The following is an 18,417-nucleotide window of genomic DNA, read 5'->3' as shown; positions in this document are numbered from 1 at the left end:
CGGCGAGGCTCAGCCTTGCTGGGATATTCATTGTGGTTCCTGACCGACTATATTGTGAATGCAAAATGAGCAAGCTTGGCGCCTTTAAGGCGATGCCGGCGCGCCCTCTTGGGGCTCGGTCAGGTGCTCGATCGCTGCCGTCCGTTTGTTGCGCAGATGCTGGAACAGGACGTCGCTGAGCTCGCTCCCGGCGCGGCGGCGCAGCGCATCGAGGATGGCCTCGTGCTCGCGCATGGCTTCCGCCCAGCGCTGCCGCTTGCGGGCGAAATTGGCGGAGTAGCGGACGCGTCGGATCCGGCCGGCGAAATTGGCGTAGGCAATCTTCAGCGTATCGTTGCGCGCGGCATCGACGATGCTCTCGTGGATGCGCTGGTTGGCCTGGAAATAGCCGTGCATGTCGCGATGCAGGTAATGGCCGTACATCTCGTAGTGCAGCTGCTCGATCGCCGTGATTTCCGCATCCGTTATGGCTTCGCAGGCGAGGCGCCCCGCCAGGCTTTCCAGGCCCGCCATGACGTCGAACAGTTCTTCGAGGTCGCGCTGGCTGAGCTGGCGCACGCGCGCGCCGCGGTTGGGCAGTAGCTCGATCAGGCCCTCGGCGGCGAGCACCTTGAGCGCCTCGCGCAACGGCGTGCGGGAGATGCCGAGCATCTCGCAGAGTTGCCGCTCGGGAACGCGCGCGCCCTCAGGAATGTTGCCTTCGACCACGTAATCGCGCAGCCGCAGCAGGATCTCGCCATGCAGCGAGGCCTCGTGACGGTTTTCCTGGCGATCGCCATTGCCGGGGGACGGGGTGATCGGAACCCCGGTGTCGGGAATCGTGGATTTCATTTGCAGCACAGTAGTTTGCCCGGTTGATCGCGTCGACGCTCGCAATCGAATACCAGATTTCGATTGAAGGGACAAAAAATGAATGCAAAATAGCTGGCAGAGCCGGCCATAACCCGCCGAAAGGGAGCTTTGCATGCCTCAGGGACGCCATTTCCTGCAGATTCCGGGCCCGAGCCCGGTCCCCGAGCGCGTCCTGCGCGCGATGGACATGCCTGTCATCGACCACCGCAGCGCCGAATTCGGCGAGCTCGGCCGCACCGTGCTCGAAGGCAGCCAGCAGATCTTCCAGACCAGGGGGCCGGTCGTGATCTTCCCCTCGTCGGGGACCGGCGCCTGGGAAGCCGCGATCGTCAACACGCTGTCGCCGGGCGACAAGGTGCTGATGGTCGAGACCGGCCACTTCGCCACGATGTGGCGGCAGATGGCCGCCCGCTTCGGCATCGAGGTCGATTTCGTCCCGGGCGACTGGCGCCGCGGCGCCGATCCCACGGTGATCGAGGCCAAGCTCTCCGAAGACGCCGCGCGCACCATCAAGGCGGTGATGGTCGTGCACAACGAGACCTCGACCGGCGCGACCAGCCGCATCGCCGAGATCCGCGCCGCGATCGACCGCGCCTCGCATCCGGCACTCTTGATGGTCGACACCATCTCCTCGCTCGGCTCGGTCGACTATCGTCACGACGCGTGGAAGGTCGATGTCAGCGTCAGCTGCTCGCAGAAGGGTTTCATGCTGCCGCCCGGTCTCGGCTTCAACGCGATTTCGGACAAGGCCTTGGCTGCGTCCAGAACCAACAAGATGCCGCGCTCCTATTTCGACTGGGAGGAGATGCTCAAGCCCAACGCCAAGGGTTTCTTCCCCTATACGCCCGCGACCAATCTGCTCTACGGCTTGCGCGAGGCGATCGCGATGCTGCTCGAGGAGGGGCTCGACAATGTTTTTGCGCGGCATCAGTGCTTGGCGGCCGCGACGCGGGCCGCGGTCAACCATTGGGGTCTCGAAGTGCTGTGCCAGGAGCCTTCGGAGTTCTCGCCGGTGCTCACTGCTGTGCTGATGCCTCCGGGCCATGATGCCGATCAGTTCCGGAAAGTCGTGCTCGACAATTACAACATGTCGCTCGGCTCGGGCCTGTCGAAGGTCGCCGGCAAGGTCTTCCGCATCGGCCATCTCGGCGAATGCAACGCGCTGACGCTGCTCGGCGCGCTCACCGGCATCGAGATGGGTCTGTCGGTGGCCGGCGTGCCGCACCGCGCCGGCGGCGTGGACGTCGCGATGAAGCTGCTGGAGCAGCGCCCTCAGGGCAATGCCGCGCCGCATCTGAAGATCGTCGGCACGTAAAGGTCGGCCCGCGAAGATGGTCGCGACGGAGCGGCCGAGGGCAGGCCGGCCCGCTATGCGCGAGGGGCCCTTTGGAGGAGAGGACAAGCCGGTCAAATGGTGCTATTCGGCGCCCACCAATCCAAGGCAAGACCGGGAAGGACGCCGATGACCGTGCATACTGGAAGGCATTTCCTACAGATTCCAGGACCGACCAACGTGCCCGATCGGGTGCTGCGGGCGATGGATATGCCGACTTTGGACCATCGCGGTCCGGAGTTCGCCGAGCTCGGTTTTGCCGTGCTTGCCGCAATGCAGCGCGTATTCCGCACCAAGCAGCCCGTGATCATCTTCCCCTCGTCCGGTACCGGCGCCTGGGAAGCGGCGATGGTCAACGTGTTCGCGCCCGGCGACAAGGTCTTGATGTGCGAGACCGGCCAGTTCGCCGTGCTGTGGCGCGGCATCGCCGACAAGTTCAAGCTCGATGTCGACTTCATCCCGAGCGACTGGCGCCATGGCGCCGATCTTGCCGAGATCGAGAAGCGTCTTGCCGCCGACAAGCAGCACGCCATCAAGGCGGTCTGCGTCGTGCACAACGAGACCTCGACCGGCTGCGTGACGCCGCCGCTGGAGGTGCGCAAGATCCTCGACCGCACCAAACATCCGGCGCTGCTGATGGTCGACACCATCTCCGGCCTCGGCTCGATGGAATATGAGCACGACGCCTGGGGCATCGACGTTTCGGTCGCCGGCTCGCAGAAGGGTCTGATGCTGCCGCCGGGCCTCGGCTTCAACGCGGTCTCGGAGAAAGCGCTCGCGGCCGCCAAGGCCAACCCCGGCATGCGCTCATACTGGGACTGGCAGGAGGTCATCAGCTTCAACAAGCTCGGCACCTTCCCCTACACGCCCGCAACGAACCTGCTCTACGGCCTGCGCGAAGCGGTGAAGATGCTGGAGGAGGAGGGGCTGGAGAACGTCTGGACCCGCCACAAGCGCCACAGCGCCGCGACGCGGGCTGCGGTCAAGGTCTGGGGCCTGGAGACGCAATGTGCCGACCCGGCCGCGCATTCGCCGGCGCTGACCGGCGTTCGCGTGCCCGAGGGCTTTGATGCCGACGCCTTCCGCAAGGTCGTGCTGGAAAACTTCGACATGTCGCTCGGCACCGGCCTGAACAAGGTCAAGGGCAAGGTGTTCCGCATCGGTCATATCGGCCACTTCAACGATCTGATGCTGATGGGCACGCTTGCAGGCGTCGAGATGGGCCTCGACCTCGCAAAGATCCCGCACCGGAGCGGCGGCGTGCTCGCGGCGATGGATGTGCTGAAGGGACGCGACGTGGTGCCGATGACCAAGGCTCAAGTCGCCTAAGGCTCAGGTTGCCGGGGCGGCCTGACTGAACTGTAGTGAAGAAAGTGAGCGCGCGATGAACGCACCGACGACTGCCAACGAAGACCTGCTCTACTCCGTCACGGACGGCATCGCGCGGATCACCTTCAACCGCCCGCAGGCGCGCAACGCCATGACCTTCGCCATGTATGACCGCATGGCGGAGATATGCCAGGAGATCAACGTCGACCGTTCGATCAAGGCGCTGATCCTGACCGGCGCGGGCGACAAGGCGTTCGCCTCCGGCACGGACATCTCGCAATTCCGTGCCTTCAAGACCGCGCAGGATGCGCTCGACTACGAGGCGCGCATCGATCGCGTGCTCGGCACGCTCGAGCAGTGCCGCGTGCCGGTGATCGCGGCGATCGCCGGCGCCTGCACCGGCGGCGGCGCGGGGATCGCGGCCTGCTGCGATCTTCGCATCGGCACCGAGACGACGCGGATGGGCTTTCCGATTGCGCGCACGCTCGGCAACTGCCTGTCGATGTCGAACATCAGCCGCGTCGTCGCGCTGGTCGGTCCCGCCCGCACCAAGGACATGATCTTCAAGGCGCGCCTGGTCGACGCGCCGGAGGCGCTGGCGCTCGGCCTGCTCAACGAGGTCGTGCCTGACGTCGAGACGCTGCAGCGCCGTGCCGACGAGACTGCAAAGCTCGTCGCCAGCCACGCGCCGCTGACGCTGGAAGCGACCAAGGAAGCGGTGCGCCGCATCCGCCGCACGCTCTCGCGCGAGGAAGGCGAGGACCTGATCCTGAAAGCCTATATGAGCGAGGATTTCCGCGAGGGCATGGACGCCTTCCTCAACAAGCGGGCGCCGGTCTGGAAGGGCAAATAAGTCTCACGGGCTTTCGGCTCCGTCAGTCGAAAGTCATATGCGCGCAATTGCCCGTCTGCTTGAACTCTACAGGATTAATCCGCACTATGCAGGGATAGAATTTTCCGCAACTACAACTCAAAAAACATCAGGGGACGAAACTCGTGCGAATTCCAGTGAAAGCCCTCGGCGCTGCGACAGCGCTGTTGTTGAGCACGCCGGCCGTTGCGGCCTGGGAGCCGACGAAACCGGTGGAGATCGTGGTGGCGGCGGGCGCGGGTGGTGCCTCCGACCAGATGGCCCGGATGATGCAGGCCGCGATCCAGAAGAACAATCTGATGAAGCAGCCGATGGTGGTCTCGCTCAAGGGCGGCGCCTCCGGCGCGGAAGCGCTGATGTACATGAAGTCCAGCGAGGGCGACCCCAACAAGGTGCTGATCGCCTATTCGCTGATCTACATGCTGCCGCTGTCGGCGAAGATCCCGTTCAACTGGCGCGAGCTGACGCCGGTCTCCGTGGTGGCGCTCGACCAGTTCGTGCTGTGGGACAACAGCGCGGGCCCCAAGACGTTGAAGGACTTCGTCGCGGCCGCCAAGGCTGCGAGCGCGCCGTTCAAGATGGGCGGCACCGGCTCCAAGCGCGAGGACCACGTGCTCACCGTGTTCCTGGAGCAGAAGACCGGCGCGAAATTCTCCTATCTGCCCTACAAATCCGGCGGCGAGGCCGCGACCCAGCTGGTCGGCAACCACACCGAAGCCAACGTCAACAACCCATCCGAAAATCTCGAGGTCTGGCGCGCCGGCCAGGTGCGTCCGCTCTGCGTGTTCGACAGGGAGCGCATTGCCTATACGACCAAGGTGACCGACACCCAGTCCTGGGCCGACATCCCGACCTGCAAGGAGGAGGGCGTCGACGTGCAATATCTGATGCTGCGCGCGATGTTCCTGCCCGGCAAGGTCACGCCGGAGCAGCAGGCGTTCTACGTCGATCTGTTCCACAAGGTGACGCAGACCGCGGAGTACAAGGACTACATGGAGAAGCAGGCCTTGAAGCCGATCTTCCTCTCCGGCAAGGACATGGTGCAGTTCCTCGAGGAGGACGATGCGCTGAACAAGTCGCTGATGACGGAAGCCGGCTTCGTCGCGAAGTAGCTCTCTCTTCTTCTCCCTCGCCCCGTTCTTACGGGGAGAGGGTTGGGGTGAGGGGCTCTCTCCGCGAGTTCGACTCTCACCGTCCCTGCGGAGACTCCCCCTCACCCCGACCCTCTCCCCGCAAGCGGGGAGAGGGGGAATTGAACGCACTCCGTCCCTAACAGAGCATGTCCCAAACCGATATCGAAATCGTCGTCGAGGATCCCACCGCGCCCGAAGACGATTCCCCTTCCGTCGTCTCTTCCGGCACGATCGAGATCGTCGTCTGCCTGCTGCTGCTCGCGCTCGCGGTCACGCTCGGCTACGACAATTGGCGCACCGGCGCGTCCTGGGATGCGACCGGGCCGGAGCCCGGCTATTTCCCATTCTATCTGTCCGTCATTCTCGCCGGCGGCAGCCTCTACGGTCTGATCGCCGCGCTGCTGGCGCGGCGCGTCTCGCCCGGAACCTTCGTCACGCGTGCGCAAGGCCGGCGCGTGCTGGCGGTGTTCGTGCCGACGTCGCTGTTCTGTCTGGCGACGCAGTTCCTCGGCCTGTATGTCGCGAGCTTTCTCCTGATCGCGGGCTTCATGCGGCTGGTCGGCCGGATCGCGCTGTGGAAGTCGCTGCTCACTGCGTTTGCGTTCACGGCCATCATGTTCATTACCTTCGATGTCGCGTTCGACGTCATCATGCCGAAGGGGCCGCTCGAAGCGGCCCTCGGCCGCTAGGCGGAGCCGCGCGCGATGGAAGCTCTCGGTCTCCTGCTCCACGGCTTTGCCGTCCTGCTGACGTGGAAGACGCTCGTGCTGATGATGGTCGGGCTGGTGCTCGGCATCTTCGTCGGCGTGCTGCCCGGGCTCGGCGGCCCCAACGGCGTTGCGATCCTGTTGCCGCTGACCTTCACGATGGACCCGACCTCGGCCATCGTGATGCTGTCCTGCATCTATTGGGGCGCCTTGTTCGGCGGTGCCATCACCTCGATCCTGTTCAACATCCCGGGCGAAGCCTGGTCGGTCGCGACCACGTTCGACGGCTATCCGATGGCGCAGCAGGGCAGGGCGGCGGAGGCGCTGACTGCGGCGTTCACCTCCTCCTTCGTCGGCTCGCTGGTCGCGGTGCTCCTGATCACCTTCCTCGCGCCGATGATCTCGTCCTTTGCGCTGAAATTCGGCCCGCCCGAGTTCTTCGCGGTGTATCTCCTCACCTTCTGCTCCTTCGTCGGCCTCGGGCGCGAAGCCAAGCACAAGACCGTCATCTCGATGTCGCTGGGCCTGCTGCTGGCCGGCATCGGCATGGATACGGTGTCCGGCAGTCTGCGCATGACCTTCGGCTCGCCGGAGCTCTTGCGCGGCATCAACTTCCTGGTCGCCGTCATCGGCCTGTTCGGCATCAGCGAGATCCTGCTGACGATGGAGGAGCGCCTTGCGCTGCGCGGGCATGCGGCTAGCATCTCGCTGCGCGTCGTGCTCGGCGTCTGGAAGGATCTGCCGAAATACTGGGTGACGCTGCTGCGTTCCTCTTTCATCGGTTGCTGGCTCGGCATCACCCCTGGCGGTGCGATCGCGGCCTCCTTCATGGGCTACAATCTGGCAAAGCGCTTCGCCAAGGAGCCCGAGGGCTTCGGCAAGGGCCGCATCGAAGGCGTGTTCGCGCCGGAGACGGCGGCGCATGCCTCCGGCACCTCGGCGCTGCTGCCGATGCTGGCGCTCGGCATTCCCGGCTCGGGCACGGCCGCGATTCTGCTCGGCGGGCTGATGGTGTGGGGTCTCAATCCGGGGCCGATGCTGTTCGTCGAGCACAAGGATTTCGTCTGGGGCCTGATCGCCTCGATGTATCTCGGCAACGTCGTCGGCCTCGTGCTGGTGCTGACGACGGTGCCGATCTTCGCCTCGATCCTGCGCGTGCCGTTCGCGGCGGTGGCGCCGATGATCGTGGTGTCCTGCGCGATCGGCGCCTATGCCATCCAGAACGCGATGTTCGACATCTGGCTGATGCTGGGCTTCGGCGTGGTCGGTTACGTCTTCAAGAAGATCGGCATTCCGCTGGCGCCGTTCACCCTGGCGCTCGTGCTCGGCAACCGTGCCGAGGATGCCTTCCGCCTGTCGATGATCGGCTCCGGCGGCACCCTGAAGGTGTTCTGGTCGAACGGCCTGGTCGGCTCGATCACGACCCTGGCGATTCTGCTGCTGTTCTGGCCGGTGATCGACAATCTCCTCGCCCGTGTCGGGTTGACGCATGGGACCAGGGCGACATCGCCTTAGGATGGTGGAGAAATATTATATGAAATCAATAGCTTATGTCGAAGGTAGCTTTCTAGTCGGGATGCCAGCGCGACCTCCGATTGTTTCCGAATGTTGCCGCGGCGGCACAGCTCTTGGGTGAGGATGCGCGTATATTTCGATCACAAGATCGTGCAAGGGGGAATTCTCCATGAAGCGGATAGTGATTGGAATGGCGGCTGCGATGTCGCTGTTTGCCACGGGCGCGCTGGCCGCCGATCTCGCGGCAAAGCCGTATGTCAAGGCGCCTATGGTCGATCCGGTCTGGAGCTGGACGGGCTTCTATGTCGGCGCCAACGGCGGCTACAGCTGGGGCCGTTCGCGCACCGACGTCACCTACACCAACACGGCGACCGGTGCGGTGATCGTGCCGCCGGCCGGATCCGTCACCAGCGCCTCGTTCGACATGAACGGTGCCGTCGCCGGTGGCCAGGCCGGCTACAACTGGCAGAGCACGAATTGGGTGTTCGGCATCGAGGGCGACCTGAATTGGTCGGACGAGAAGGGCCGCGCCGGCTTCAACTGCGCCCCCACCAGCATTGCAGGCGGCGCCTGTCTTCCGGGCCTGACCTTTCTGCCCCCCGGCGCTGCTGTCGGCACCACTCTGACGCTCGACCAGCATCTGCAATGGTTCGGCACGGTGCGCGGCCGCGTCGGCTTTCTGGCGACACCGAAAGTGCTGTTCTATGGCACCGGCGGCGTGGCCTTCGGCGAGATCAAGACCACGGGCACCATCTCCGGCTTCACGCCGGCTGGTGTCGCGGTCGCCTCGACCAGCTCTTCGTCGGATACCCGCGTCGGCTGGACCGTGGGTGCGGGTGTGGAAGGCAAGATCACTCAGAACTGGAGCGCCAAGCTCGAATATCTCTATGTGGATCTCGGCCGGTTCTCGTCAGGTCCGTTCTCGCTGGCGCCGTTGCCCACGATTGCGGCCAGTGCTTCCTCCCGCTTCACCGACCACATCCTGCGCGCCGGCATCAACTATCAATTTGGTGGCCCGGTCGTCGCGAAGTACTGAGCGAGCTGGATTACAAAAGAGGCGTCTAACAATAAACAAAGCCCGGCTCGCGCCGGGCTTTGTCGTTGCAGACGGGGCGCGCGAGATTCACACCACCTTCGCGTCTCTGAGCCCTGCGATCTCGTCCGCGCCGAAGCCGAACTCCTTCAGCACTTCGTCGGTCTGCTCGCCGACTTCCGGCGGCCGCGCCACCATCCTGCTCGGCGTGCGCGACAGCGTCACGGGCTGGCCGACCAGGCGGATATCCCGGCCTTCATCGTTCGGCACGTCCTGCGCAATGCCGAGATGCCTGACCTGCGCGTCCTCGAACATCTGGTCGATGGCGTAGATCGGCCCGCAGGGCACGCCGGCCTCGTTGAGCTCGCGGACCCAGGTCTCGGTCGACTTCGTCACGGTGCGCTTCTCGATCTCGGCGTTGAGCGCATCGCGATTCTTCGAGCGGGCGGGAGCCGTCGCATAGTCGGGATGAGTGTAGAGCTCCGGCGCGCCGATCGCCTGCGCACAGCGCTCCCAGATCCGCCCGCCCGTGGTGGCGATGTTGATGTAGCCGTCGGAGGTCTTGAACACGCCGGTAGGAATGCTGGTCGGATGGTTGTTGCCGGCCTGCTTGGCGACCTCCTTCTCCATCAGCCAGCGCGCGGCCTGGAAGTCGAGCATGAAGATCTGGGCCTGCAGCAGCGAGGTCTGCACCCACTGGCCCTTGCCCGAGACCTCGCGCTCGAGCAGGGCGGTGAGGATGCCCATCGCGCAAAACAGACCGGCACTGAGGTCGGCGACGGGGATGCCGACCCGCATCGGGCCTTCGCCCGGCGCGCCGGTGATCGACATCAGCCCGCCCATGCCTTGCGCGATCTGATCGAAGCCCGGCCGCTTGTGGTAGGGGCCGTCCTGGCCGAAGCCGGAGATGCTGCCATAGACGATGCGCGGGTTGATCGCGGCGAGGCTGTCGTAGTCGATGCCGAGCTTCTTCTTCACGTCGGGCCGGAAATTCTCGACCACGACGTCGGCCTTGACGGCGAGGCGCTTGAACACCGCGAGCCCGCGCTCGTCCTTCAGGTTCAGCGTCATTGCCCGCTTGTTGCGGTGCAAATTCTGAAAGTCGGAACCGCGCCGCGGCCCGCCCGGCTGCTCGCCGCCGGCATCCTCGGTCAGCGCGTCGATCTTGACGACGTTGGCGCCCCAGTCGGCGAGCTGCCGCACGCAGGTCGGCCCGGAGCGGACACGGGTCAGATCGAGCACGGTGAAGCGCGACAGGGCTTCCGAGGCATGCGGGAAGGGCATCGTGAAAGGCTCCGGGACAGATTGGGCGCCTACCATAGTGCCCAGAGATCACGCGACAAGCCGGGCCGGCGCCGATGCCGCCTGCTGAAATGCCTTGCCTGAGGCGCTGCCTGCGAGATCAGCGCGACAGGCGCTTCAATTCGGCCCGCGCCTGCGCGGCAAGGGGATCATCGCCATGGCGCGCAATGAAGAGTTCAAGGGCCTCCCGCGTTCCCTTCCGGCGGGCAGCTTCATATTCCTCTGCCACCGCAGCGGCAGGATCTCGCGCCATCGGCATGGAGGGCGCGCGCCCTCGCTTGCTGCTGTCGTTTGCCTTGGCCTTCTCCACCATCACGGGCAGTCCTCCGAGAGGTTGATGGGACAGTCCAGCAAGCGCAATCAAGGCGCCAAACAGGCTGGCCGGGAGTGTGCGTCGTTTCATGAAACCCTGCAAATCACGGTGTTCCGGGAACGAAACTCTATGCTGCCGTTCCGTATGACTACGGGATTTAATGGCTAACACGGCCTTATGGGAGCAGCGCAAACGCCGCTGCCCCATTTAAACCAAACGTTTAACTCTCTAGCTAGAATCATGTGCCCCCGCGGCGAATCACACGACGCGTTGTTTGGAGAGTCCATTGGCCACCGCCGTTTATGTCAGTGCCACCAACAATGCCGAGATTGACGGCCTGCTGTCCGGCGTCAAATGGTCGGGCACGATCACCTACAGCTTTCCTGACGCGCCGAGCGACTATTCGAATCCTTATTCCGGCGGCAGCGGCGAGCCAACCACCTCGGGCTTTGCCTCGGTGCCCACGCAGATCCAGGCGGCGATCAACTACGCCGTCGGATTGATCCTGAGCTACACCAACGCCAACATCCAATATGCGGGCACGAACGGCGCCGACCTCATGATTGCGCAGTCGCCGGCCGCCAATCCGACTGCCTACGCCTACTATCCCGGCAATTATGCGCCCGGCGGCGACATCTGGTTCGGGACTCAATACAATTTCTCGCTGGCCAAGCTCGGCAATTACTACTTCACCACTGCGCTGCACGAGCTCGGACACGCGATCGGCCTCAAGCACAGCCAGGAGGCCGGCGGCCCCGGCAACGTTGCGGTGCCGAGCGCGCATGACAGCAGCGAATACACCGTCATGAGCTATCGCAGCTATGTCGGCGCTTCGACCACGGGCGGCTACACCAACGAAGCCTACGGATATTCGCAGACCTACATGGCGAACGATATCCTCGCGCTCCAGACGATGTACGGCGCCGATTACACGACGCAGAGCAGCAACACCGTCTACACCTGGAATCCGACCACGGGGCAGCAGTTCATCAATGGCGTCGGGCAGCTCGCGCCGGGCGGCGGCGTCGGCGGCTCGGCCAATCGCATCTACGAGACCGTCTGGGACGGCGGCGGCGTCGATACCTACGACCTGTCCAACTACACGACCAACCTGAGCATCAACCTCAATCCCGGCGCCTCGTCGGTGTTCTCCTCCGTGCAGCTGGCCTATCTCGGCAATGGCCATTATGCATCGGGCAACGTCTACAACGCCTATCTCTACAACGGCGACGCGCGCTCCTACATCGACAACTCCATCGGCGGGTCCGGCAACGACGCGATCATCGGCAACGTCGTCGCCAACACGCTGAACGGCGCCGGCGGCAACGACACCATCACGGGCGGTGCGGGCAACGATAGTATCAATGGCGGCACCGGCACGGACACGGCGGTATATTCGGGCAGCCGGGCCAACTACCTGATTTCGTACGACGTGGCGACGCAGACATTCACGATCGTCGATCAACGTTCCGGCTTGCCCGACGGCACCGACACTGCCGTGGGTGTGGAGTACTTCCAATTCACCGATGGTACCTTCGCAAGTTCCGGCTTGGTGACAACCACGATCGAGGCGCTTGGATCGACGCGTCTCGTTCTCTCCGGCGGCAACTATCATCTCGAGAGCATCGCGACGGGTACCGGACCGACCTTGAAATATGCGGGCTCTGCGGTGATCGCAGCGAATTGGGGTACCTGGTCCGTGATCGGCGCCGAGAAGGTGTCAGGCGGCGGCTATGACGTGGTCTGGAAGGAAGGGGCCACCGGGCAATACTCCGTGTGGAGCACGGACAGCAACGGCAACTTCGTGACCACGCTGGGTTCGGCCTCCCAAATGCTGGGTACCGATCCATCCCTGAAGGCGCTCGAGCCGACGCTGCAGCAAGATCTGAACGGTGACGGTCTGATCGGCTTCCCTGTTGCCGTCACGATCGAGGCGCTTGGATCGACGCGCCTCGTTTCATCCGGCGGCAACTACCATCTCGAGAGCATCGCGACGGGTACGGGGCCGACCTTGAAATATGCGGGCGCTGCGGTGATCGCAGCGAACTGGGGCACCTGGTCGGTGATCGGCGCCGAGCAGGTGTCGGGCGGCGGCTATGACGTGGTCTGGAAGGATTCAGCGAGCGGGCAATATTCCGTGTGGAGCACGGACAGCAACGGCAACTTCCTGACCACGCTGGGTTCGGCCCCCCAAATGTCGGGAACCGATCCGTCCCTGAAGACACTTGAGCCGTCGCTGCAGCAAGATCTGAACGGTGACGGTCTGATCGGCGTCCCTGCTGCCGTCACCGCCACAATCGAGGCGCTTGGATCGACGCGTCTGGTTTCATCCGGCGGCAACTACCATCTCGAGAGCATCGCCACGGGTACGGGGCCGACCTTGAAATATGCCGGCTCTGCGGTAATCGCAGCGAACTGGGGCACCTGGTCGGTGATCGGCGCCGAGCAGGTGTCGGGCGGCAGCTATGACGTGGTCTGGAAGGATTCGGCAGGCGGGCAATATTCCGTCTGGAGCACGGACAGCAACGGCAACTTCCTGACCACGCTGGGTTCGGCCCCCCAAATGCTGGGAACCGATCCATCGCTGATGACGCTGGAGCCGACGCTGCAGCAAGATCTGAACGGTGACGGGACGATCGGCGTCGCTGCTGCCGTCAGCACCACGATCGAGGCGCTTGGATCGACCCGCGTTGTTTCATCCACCGGCAACTACCATCTCGAGAGCATCGCGACGGGTACCGGGCCGACCTTGAAGTATGCAGGCTCTGCGGTGATCACAGCGAACTGGGGCACCTGGTCGGTGATCGGCGCCGAGAAGGTGTCGGGCGGTGGCTACGACGTGGTCTGGAAGAATTCGGCGAACGCCCATTATTCCGTCTGGAGCACGGACGCGAACGGCAACTTCCTGACCACCCTTGCCGCGGCTCCGGAAGTGCTCGGGTCCGATCCGTCTCTGAAAGCGTTGGAGCCGACGCTCCAGCAGGACCTCAACGGCGACGGCACGGTGGGCGCTGCGCCGACATCCGGCGATGGTTTCGCGTTCGATTTCACCCAAAGCGGGGCGTCGCTGACTGCTCCATCCGAGCCGCCGGACTTTATCCCGGCACCAGCCGATCCGTGGACCGCGTCGGATCAGTGGACTCCACCGGCGGACAGTCACGGCACGGCTGCAATCGACATTCTGGCCGACTTTCTCCAGGCCCGTCACGATTTCGATTTCCAGCTGACCTGAAGGCGATGTCGTTTCCGCGAGGCTTCTCCGGCAAACATCTCTGTCTTGGTTCGCCGATGTCCCATCCTGGCGACTAAATTGCAGCTATCCGCAGTGACGGGAATGGCCCGCGAGCGGGATCAGGCGATTTCGAGCGAGTGCTTGAAGTAAGCGATCGTCTCCTTCAGCCCGTCTTCGAGCGCAACCTTCGGCTCCCAGTTCAGCACGGCCTTCGCCTTGGCGAGGTCGGGCTGGCGCTGACGCGGGTCGTCCTGCGGCAGCGGCTTGAACTCGAGCTTGGAGCGCGAGCCGGTGAGCTCGATGACCTTTTCGGCGAGCTCGCGAATCGTGAACTCGGAATTGTTGCCGAGATTGATCGGGCCGGTGACGTCTTCCCCAGTCACCATCAACCGCATGATGGCCTCGACGAGATCGTCGACATAGCAGAACGAGCGGGTCTGGCCGCCGTCGCCGAACACGCTGATCGGCTCGCCCTTCAGCGCCTGGACGATGAAGGACGAGACCACGCGACCGTCATTTGGCTGCATGCGCGGGCCGTAGGTGTTGAAGATGCGCGCGACCTTGATCGGCAGGCTGTGCTGGCGCCAGTAGTCGAAGAACAGCGTTTCGGCGCAGCGCTTGCCCTCGTCGTAGCAGGAACGGATGCCGATCGGGTTGACGTTGCCCCAGTAATCCTCGGTCTGCGGGTGGATCAGCGGATCGCCATAGACCTCGCTGGTCGAAGCCTGGAAGATGCGCGCCTTGAGGCGCTTGGCGAGTCCCAGCATGTTGATGGCGCCGTGCACCGAGGTCTTGGTGGTCTGCACGGGATCGCGCTGGTAGTGGATCGGTGAGGCCGGACAGGCCAGGTTGAAGATCGCATCGACCTCGATGTAGAGCGGGAAGGTGACGTCGTGCCGAACCGCCTCGAACAGCGGATTTGCGATCAGATGGGCGATGTTGCGTCGGCTGCCGGTGAAATAATTGTCCGCGGACACCACCTCGGCGCCGGCATCCAGCAGCCTCTCGCAGAGGTGCGAACCGATGAACCCGGCGCCCCCGGTCACGAGGATGCGGCTGTTCCTGTAGTTTTCAAACGGCATGATCGGTTCCAGATTGTCGGCGGGGAGCAGGCTGAGTGGTATCGGCAACGGCCGGACTCGCCAATAGCCAAATGGGTTTGGATGGAGGTGTTATAGTACCCCTACTGTGCATGGGGTTGTTTTGGCATTTCTTTCCAGCCGGGTCCCGCCATACCTCTAGAATTCCCGCCGTTTCAGCCAGGCCCGCGCCCCCCAATGGGCAAAGCACCAGGCGGACCGGGGCAAGGAGAGCTGCTCGACGTTGCGATAGATCTGCCAGACCCATTTGGCCGAGCGCAGCGGACGACTGGAGACCGAGGAGCCTCTGACCCGGTAACGGGCCAGATCCTCGTTGAGGCCGTGTGCGGTATGGCCGCGCTTGAGGATCGAGAGCCACAGGCAGAAATCGTCGTAGCCCTCGTTCTTCATCGCGACGGGACCTGCGATCTCGCGGTCGACCATCGCGGTCAGCGTCGCGATCGCAGTGTTCTTCAGGAGCTGCCCATAGGCGAGCGAGGCCGGCACCTCGATCAGCCGGCCAGTCACCGTGTTGGTGTCGTTGATGCGGCGAAAGGCGGTGTAGCTGAGTGCGGCCTGCTTTGCCTTTGCGAAGGCGAGCTGCCGCTCGAGCTTCTCGGGCAGCCACAGATCGTCGCTGTCGAGGAAGGCGAGATAGCGGCCCTTCGCCTGGTCGATCGCGGCCTGTCGCGCCAGCGCCGGGCCGCCATTCTTCGCCTGCCGGATCAGCTTGACGCGCGGATCGCGCTCGCCGATGCCGGCGATGATTTGCGGGGTCTTGTCCGTCGAGCAGTCGTCGGCGATCAAGAGCTCCCAATCTGTGAATGTCTGGCTCTGCACCGAGCGGATCGTCTCCTCGATCAGGCCTTCGACGTTCCAGGATGGAGTGATGATCGAAACGAGCGGCATGACGGGTCCGTTCAGTTCGCGCGGTCAGGCGCGGCGATTGCGGCACGCAAGGAGGCCGCAAAGGTGTCGAGCAGCTTGGTGTCGCTGACATAGAGCTCGCCCGGATAAGACCGTCGCCAGGCCGACTCGAAATAGGGCGCGCCCTTGGCGGGATCGAACGGCCCGGCGGCGAGCGCCGCGCGCAACCGTGCGGGTACGTCGGCCAGACGATCGACCGCATAGACCAGCGGACAGGAGCGGTAGAATGCGTCGCCCATCACCACCACCGGCTTGCCGAGCAGCAGCGCTTCGGCGCCCGACTTGCTGTTGACGGAGACGACGGCAGCGGCGCGATCGAGCACCGTGTAATTGTTGGTCTGCGGCGGCAACAGCACGAAATTGTCGAACCGGTGCGCGAGCTCGAACAGGCGGGCGGCCGAGATTGCCCCGATCTGGGCAGGATGCTCCTTCACCACCAGCACATGCGAATCCGGGATCGTGCGCAGCAGGAAGTCGACGGTCGCGACCTGGTCGAGATAGTCCGGCGAGCGAAGCGTCAGCGCCATATCTGCCGGAACGTGGAACGGATAGTAGACGAAGGGCGTTTGGGGAAGCGGCTGGTAGAGCTTGCGCAACCGTGTCGCGTTAAGCGCCATCGCGGCATGCACCTGAGCGTGACGCAGATTGTGCCCGAATTCCTGGTGCTTGCCGAGCGCGAACTGGTCCCAGAGCTTTTCGACGAGACGATTGGCGTTGCGCAAATTGACGATCTTCTTGAAGGCCGCCGAATAATGATGCTGGTCCTTCTTGGGAATGACGATCGCGCGCTGCGTCAGCGTGTCGTCGAGATAGGCGCGGACCTCTGATGAAACCGTGTCCGCCGGCGTCGGCATCACGTCGGGCGCGCCGAGCGTGTCGGGCGTGAAATACATGCGGCCGCGAAAGAACGACGGCTCGATGAACCAGTTGCGGATGTTGCGGCGCCTTGCGGCGTAGAAGCTCGCGATCACCGAGAGAAAGCCGCCGAGCTCCTGCACCAGCTCCGCGTGCTTGCCTTGCCGCTCCAGCCGGTCGAGCACCGTCTCCATCGCGTTGGCGTAGATCATGAAGCGGCGGCGCAAGGCGGCGCTATCGCGGATCCCGAAGGTGAAGCGCTCATGGCTGAACAGGAAGTTCGTTCCGTCCAACCCGTAAGATGCGACGCGCGTATCGAAGGCGCCGCGATCGTCGGGCGAGGAGCCGGCCTTGAGGCCTTCGCGATACATGTTTGTGACCGGCACGCCCTCGGCTACCGACATCTCGGCACTGCGATCGTCGAAGGCAAGCAGCTCGACGTCGTGGCCTGCCGAGCGCAACCGCTGCGCGACCGGAATCCAGAACCGGGTCTGGTATTCGGCAAGCGTGGTGATGAGGATGGTCTTTGCAGCTGTTGTCATGGCTCTATTGGGCGTGTTCGATCGCAATGCTCGCGAGCGGCAAGCCCGTCATCGCGCAATGTGCGCGCCTTGCCGTATATTGCGACGGGCTCGCCTGATCGTGCGCGGCGATGCGCTGAAGCAGAGGCTGGACGATGGACGGTGCGATCCGCTTGTCGCGACGGGCCGGATTGAACTGGCTGCGCAGCCGCTCGGTGACGGCCGAGCCGAGCGCCGCGCTGGCGGCGCCCTTGATGATCTGGCCGATGCTCGGCTTGTCGCGCGTGCCCTTCATGGTGGCAAGCAGCGATACGTAGGGCCGGCGTGCGTTCAGCGCGCGCGTCAGGACGTCGGCGACGCGTTCGGCGGCTTGCCCGTCGTTCAGGTGAAAGAATGCCTCGATATCGGCGGCGTGAACGCGGGCGAAATCGAAGGCCTCGGTCTCGCGCTCGACATGGTCGATGGCGCTAAGCAGCTCGTCGAACGAGGCGACCGGCCGGCTCACGCGTGCGGGCAGCGCGGCATGGCCGGCGGTCGTTGGCGTGTTCAGGTATTCGAGCTGGAGCGGGAGCTTGCCGAGCAGGACCGATTCCACGGCCGTTCCACAATTGAGATGAATGACGGCGGCCGCATTGCGGATGCGGTCGAGCACGCTGCCGGTGCCGTCGATCAGGACGTTGGCGTGGCGCGAGAGCGCGCTGCGGTAGACGTCTTCGCTCTCGAAGGGGTGCGGTCGCACGAGAATGTTGCGGTCGGGGCGCGCTGCGGCAAGCCGGTCGATCTCGCCGAGATAGCTCGCGAAGACCTGCTTCAGGTCCGCGATGAAGCGATCGACATAGGTGCCGTCCCAGCCGGCCCGCACCATCGCTTCGCGCTCGCCGCCCGGCCTGCCGGTGAAGCGTGAATTGACCAGCGGAAAGTTGGCGTTGACGAGCAGGTAGCCGCGCGGCTCGCCGTCGAGCAGCGTGCGCCAGCGTGGGGCTGCAAAGTCGAAGCGCGGGCATCCGGTGAGGTGAAGCTGCTCCGGCTTCATCGTTTCGGCGGCGAGAAAGGCGTCGTGCAGCCGGCTGCCCCAGAAGAAATAGCCCGTCAGGATGTCCGCGTAGCCGCTGCCCTTGATGTGGGTCGCCATCGCCGGTGGCGAATTGCCGCCTTTCTCGGCGAGCACGCCGCCCTCGGTATCGAGCACGTAAAGCGCGAGGCCCGCCTTGGCGAAGCTGCGCATCAGGTCGAGATTGACGGCACGTGCGTAGTTGACGACCAGTGCGTCCAGCCCGAGCCGCGGAACGTCGACGGCCTGCTCGTACATCGGCACCAGCATGACGGAGACGCCGCGCCGTGCGAGTTGATAAGCGAGCATGACTGCCCCAGGCAGGTCACGCTTGGGGTGATCGACCACCAGGCCTATGCGCAAG

At 64.3% G+C, this 18,417-nt stretch carries 15 protein-coding genes; 8 read left to right on the top strand and 7 right to left on the bottom strand.

Translation table 11 applies throughout. From position 1 onward, the window contains the following. Positions 1-84 precede the first annotated feature (84 nt). Positions 85-831, bottom strand: a complete 747-nt coding sequence (locus tag N2605_RS23660) for a GntR family transcriptional regulator (RefSeq protein WP_260343314.1) — start codon at positions 829-831, stop codon at positions 85-87. Between the two features lie 133 nt (positions 832-964). Here N2605_RS23660 and N2605_RS23655 point away from each other — a divergent pair, with 133 nt between their 5' ends. The 7 genes from N2605_RS23655 (at position 965) to N2605_RS23625 (ending at position 8,776) form a co-directional block, all read left to right on the top strand. Further along, positions 965-2,167: a pyridoxal-phosphate-dependent aminotransferase family protein gene (locus tag N2605_RS23655; RefSeq protein ID WP_260343313.1), complete on the top strand. Its 1,203-nt coding sequence runs from the start codon at positions 965-967 to the stop codon at positions 2,165-2,167. Positions 2,168-2,314: 147 nt separating this feature from the next. Then, a complete protein-coding gene (locus N2605_RS23650; RefSeq protein WP_225130428.1) occupies positions 2,315-3,514 on the top strand; it encodes a pyridoxal-phosphate-dependent aminotransferase family protein in 1,200 nt (399 codons plus the stop codon). A 55-nt stretch (positions 3,515-3,569) separates the two neighbouring features. Beyond that, entirely contained in the window at positions 3,570-4,367 is a 798-nt protein-coding gene (locus N2605_RS23645) for an enoyl-CoA hydratase/isomerase family protein (protein WP_225152437.1), read from the top strand. A gap of 155 nt (positions 4,368-4,522) precedes the next feature. Further along, entirely contained in the window at positions 4,523-5,497 is a 975-nt protein-coding gene (locus N2605_RS23640; RefSeq protein ID WP_225152439.1) for a Bug family tripartite tricarboxylate transporter substrate binding protein, read from the top strand. 167 nt (positions 5,498-5,664) lie between these two features. After that, positions 5,665-6,207 (top strand): tripartite tricarboxylate transporter TctB family protein, encoded by a 543-nt coding sequence (locus N2605_RS23635; RefSeq protein ID WP_225152441.1) that lies wholly within the window; start codon positions 5,665-5,667, stop codon positions 6,205-6,207. Positions 6,208-6,222: 15 nt separating this feature from the next. After that, entirely contained in the window at positions 6,223-7,740 is a 1,518-nt protein-coding gene (locus tag N2605_RS23630; RefSeq protein WP_260343312.1) for a tripartite tricarboxylate transporter permease, read from the top strand. A 169-nt stretch (positions 7,741-7,909) separates the two neighbouring features. Continuing rightward, the gene (locus tag N2605_RS23625) at positions 7,910-8,776 is read left to right on the top strand and encodes an outer membrane protein (RefSeq protein ID WP_036007452.1); all 867 of its coding nucleotides are present in this window, start codon (positions 7,910-7,912) and stop codon (positions 8,774-8,776) included. 87 nt (positions 8,777-8,863) lie between these two features. Here N2605_RS23625 and N2605_RS23620 read toward each other — a convergent pair whose 3' ends face one another. Further along, positions 8,864-10,057, bottom strand: coding sequence for a CaiB/BaiF CoA transferase family protein (locus tag N2605_RS23620; RefSeq protein WP_260343311.1), 1,194 nt, complete (start codon positions 10,055-10,057; stop codon positions 8,864-8,866). 118 nt (positions 10,058-10,175) lie between these two features. After that, the gene (locus tag N2605_RS23615; protein ID WP_311735315.1) at positions 10,176-10,388 is read right to left on the bottom strand and encodes a hypothetical protein; all 213 of its coding nucleotides are present in this window, start codon (positions 10,386-10,388) and stop codon (positions 10,176-10,178) included. Between the two features lie 286 nt (positions 10,389-10,674). On the opposite strand from N2605_RS23615, the gene N2605_RS23610 reads away from it, so the two are divergent. Next, a complete protein-coding gene (locus N2605_RS23610) occupies positions 10,675-13,620 on the top strand; it encodes a M10 family metallopeptidase C-terminal domain-containing protein (RefSeq protein ID WP_260343310.1) in 2,946 nt (981 codons plus the stop codon). Positions 13,621-13,739: 119 nt separating this feature from the next. Here the strand turns inward: N2605_RS23610 and N2605_RS23605 are convergent, their stop codons facing one another. From N2605_RS23605 to N2605_RS23590, 4 genes are all read right to left on the bottom strand, one after another. Further along, a complete protein-coding gene (locus tag N2605_RS23605; protein WP_036007439.1) occupies positions 13,740-14,702 on the bottom strand; it encodes a UDP-glucuronic acid decarboxylase family protein in 963 nt (320 codons plus the stop codon). 156 nt (positions 14,703-14,858) lie between these two features. Further along, entirely contained in the window at positions 14,859-15,608 is a 750-nt protein-coding gene (locus tag N2605_RS23600) for a glycosyltransferase family 2 protein (RefSeq protein ID WP_036007432.1), read from the bottom strand. Positions 15,609-15,619: 11 nt separating this feature from the next. After that, entirely contained in the window at positions 15,620-17,023 is a 1,404-nt protein-coding gene (locus N2605_RS23595; RefSeq protein ID WP_260343309.1) for a capsular polysaccharide export protein, LipB/KpsS family, read from the bottom strand. Between the two features lie 4 nt (positions 17,024-17,027). Beyond that, entirely contained in the window at positions 17,028-18,416 is a 1,389-nt protein-coding gene (locus N2605_RS23590) for a surface carbohydrate biosynthesis protein (RefSeq protein WP_260343308.1), read from the bottom strand. Position 18,417 lies beyond the last annotated feature (1 nt).

Source organism: Bradyrhizobium yuanmingense (assembly GCF_025200905.1).
Lineage (GTDB): Bacteria > Pseudomonadota > Alphaproteobacteria > Rhizobiales > Xanthobacteraceae > Bradyrhizobium > Bradyrhizobium yuanmingense.
This window is presented reverse-complemented; position numbering and strand designations above follow the sequence as displayed.

Excerpts from the sequence above, each read along its gene's own strand:
- N2605_RS23600 (WP_036007432.1), bottom strand. The coding sequence starts at position 15,608 with ATGCCGCTCGTTTCGATCATCACTCCATCCTGGAACGTCGAAGGCCTG.
- N2605_RS23625 (WP_036007452.1), top strand. The coding sequence starts at position 7,910 with ATGAAGCGGATAGTGATTGGAATGGCGGCTGCGATGTCGCTGTTTGCC.
- N2605_RS23605 (WP_036007439.1), bottom strand. The coding sequence starts at position 14,702 with ATGCCGTTTGAAAACTACAGGAACAGCCGCATCCTCGTGACCGGGGGC.
- N2605_RS23635 (WP_225152441.1), top strand. The coding sequence starts at position 5,665 with ATGTCCCAAACCGATATCGAAATCGTCGTCGAGGATCCCACCGCGCCC.
- N2605_RS23595 (WP_260343309.1), bottom strand. The coding sequence starts at position 17,023 with ATGACAACAGCTGCAAAGACCATCCTCATCACCACGCTTGCCGAATAC.
- N2605_RS23655 (WP_260343313.1), top strand. The coding sequence starts at position 965 with ATGCCTCAGGGACGCCATTTCCTGCAGATTCCGGGCCCGAGCCCGGTC.
- N2605_RS23620 (WP_260343311.1), bottom strand. The coding sequence starts at position 10,057 with ATGCCCTTCCCGCATGCCTCGGAAGCCCTGTCGCGCTTCACCGTGCTC.
- N2605_RS23615 (WP_311735315.1), bottom strand. The coding sequence starts at position 10,388 with ATGGTGGAGAAGGCCAAGGCAAACGACAGCAGCAAGCGAGGGCGCGCG.
- N2605_RS23630 (WP_260343312.1), top strand. The coding sequence starts at position 6,223 with ATGGAAGCTCTCGGTCTCCTGCTCCACGGCTTTGCCGTCCTGCTGACG.
- N2605_RS23650 (WP_225130428.1), top strand. The coding sequence starts at position 2,315 with ATGACCGTGCATACTGGAAGGCATTTCCTACAGATTCCAGGACCGACC.
- N2605_RS23660 (WP_260343314.1), bottom strand. The coding sequence starts at position 831 with ATGAAATCCACGATTCCCGACACCGGGGTTCCGATCACCCCGTCCCCC.
- N2605_RS23645 (WP_225152437.1), top strand. The coding sequence starts at position 3,570 with ATGAACGCACCGACGACTGCCAACGAAGACCTGCTCTACTCCGTCACG.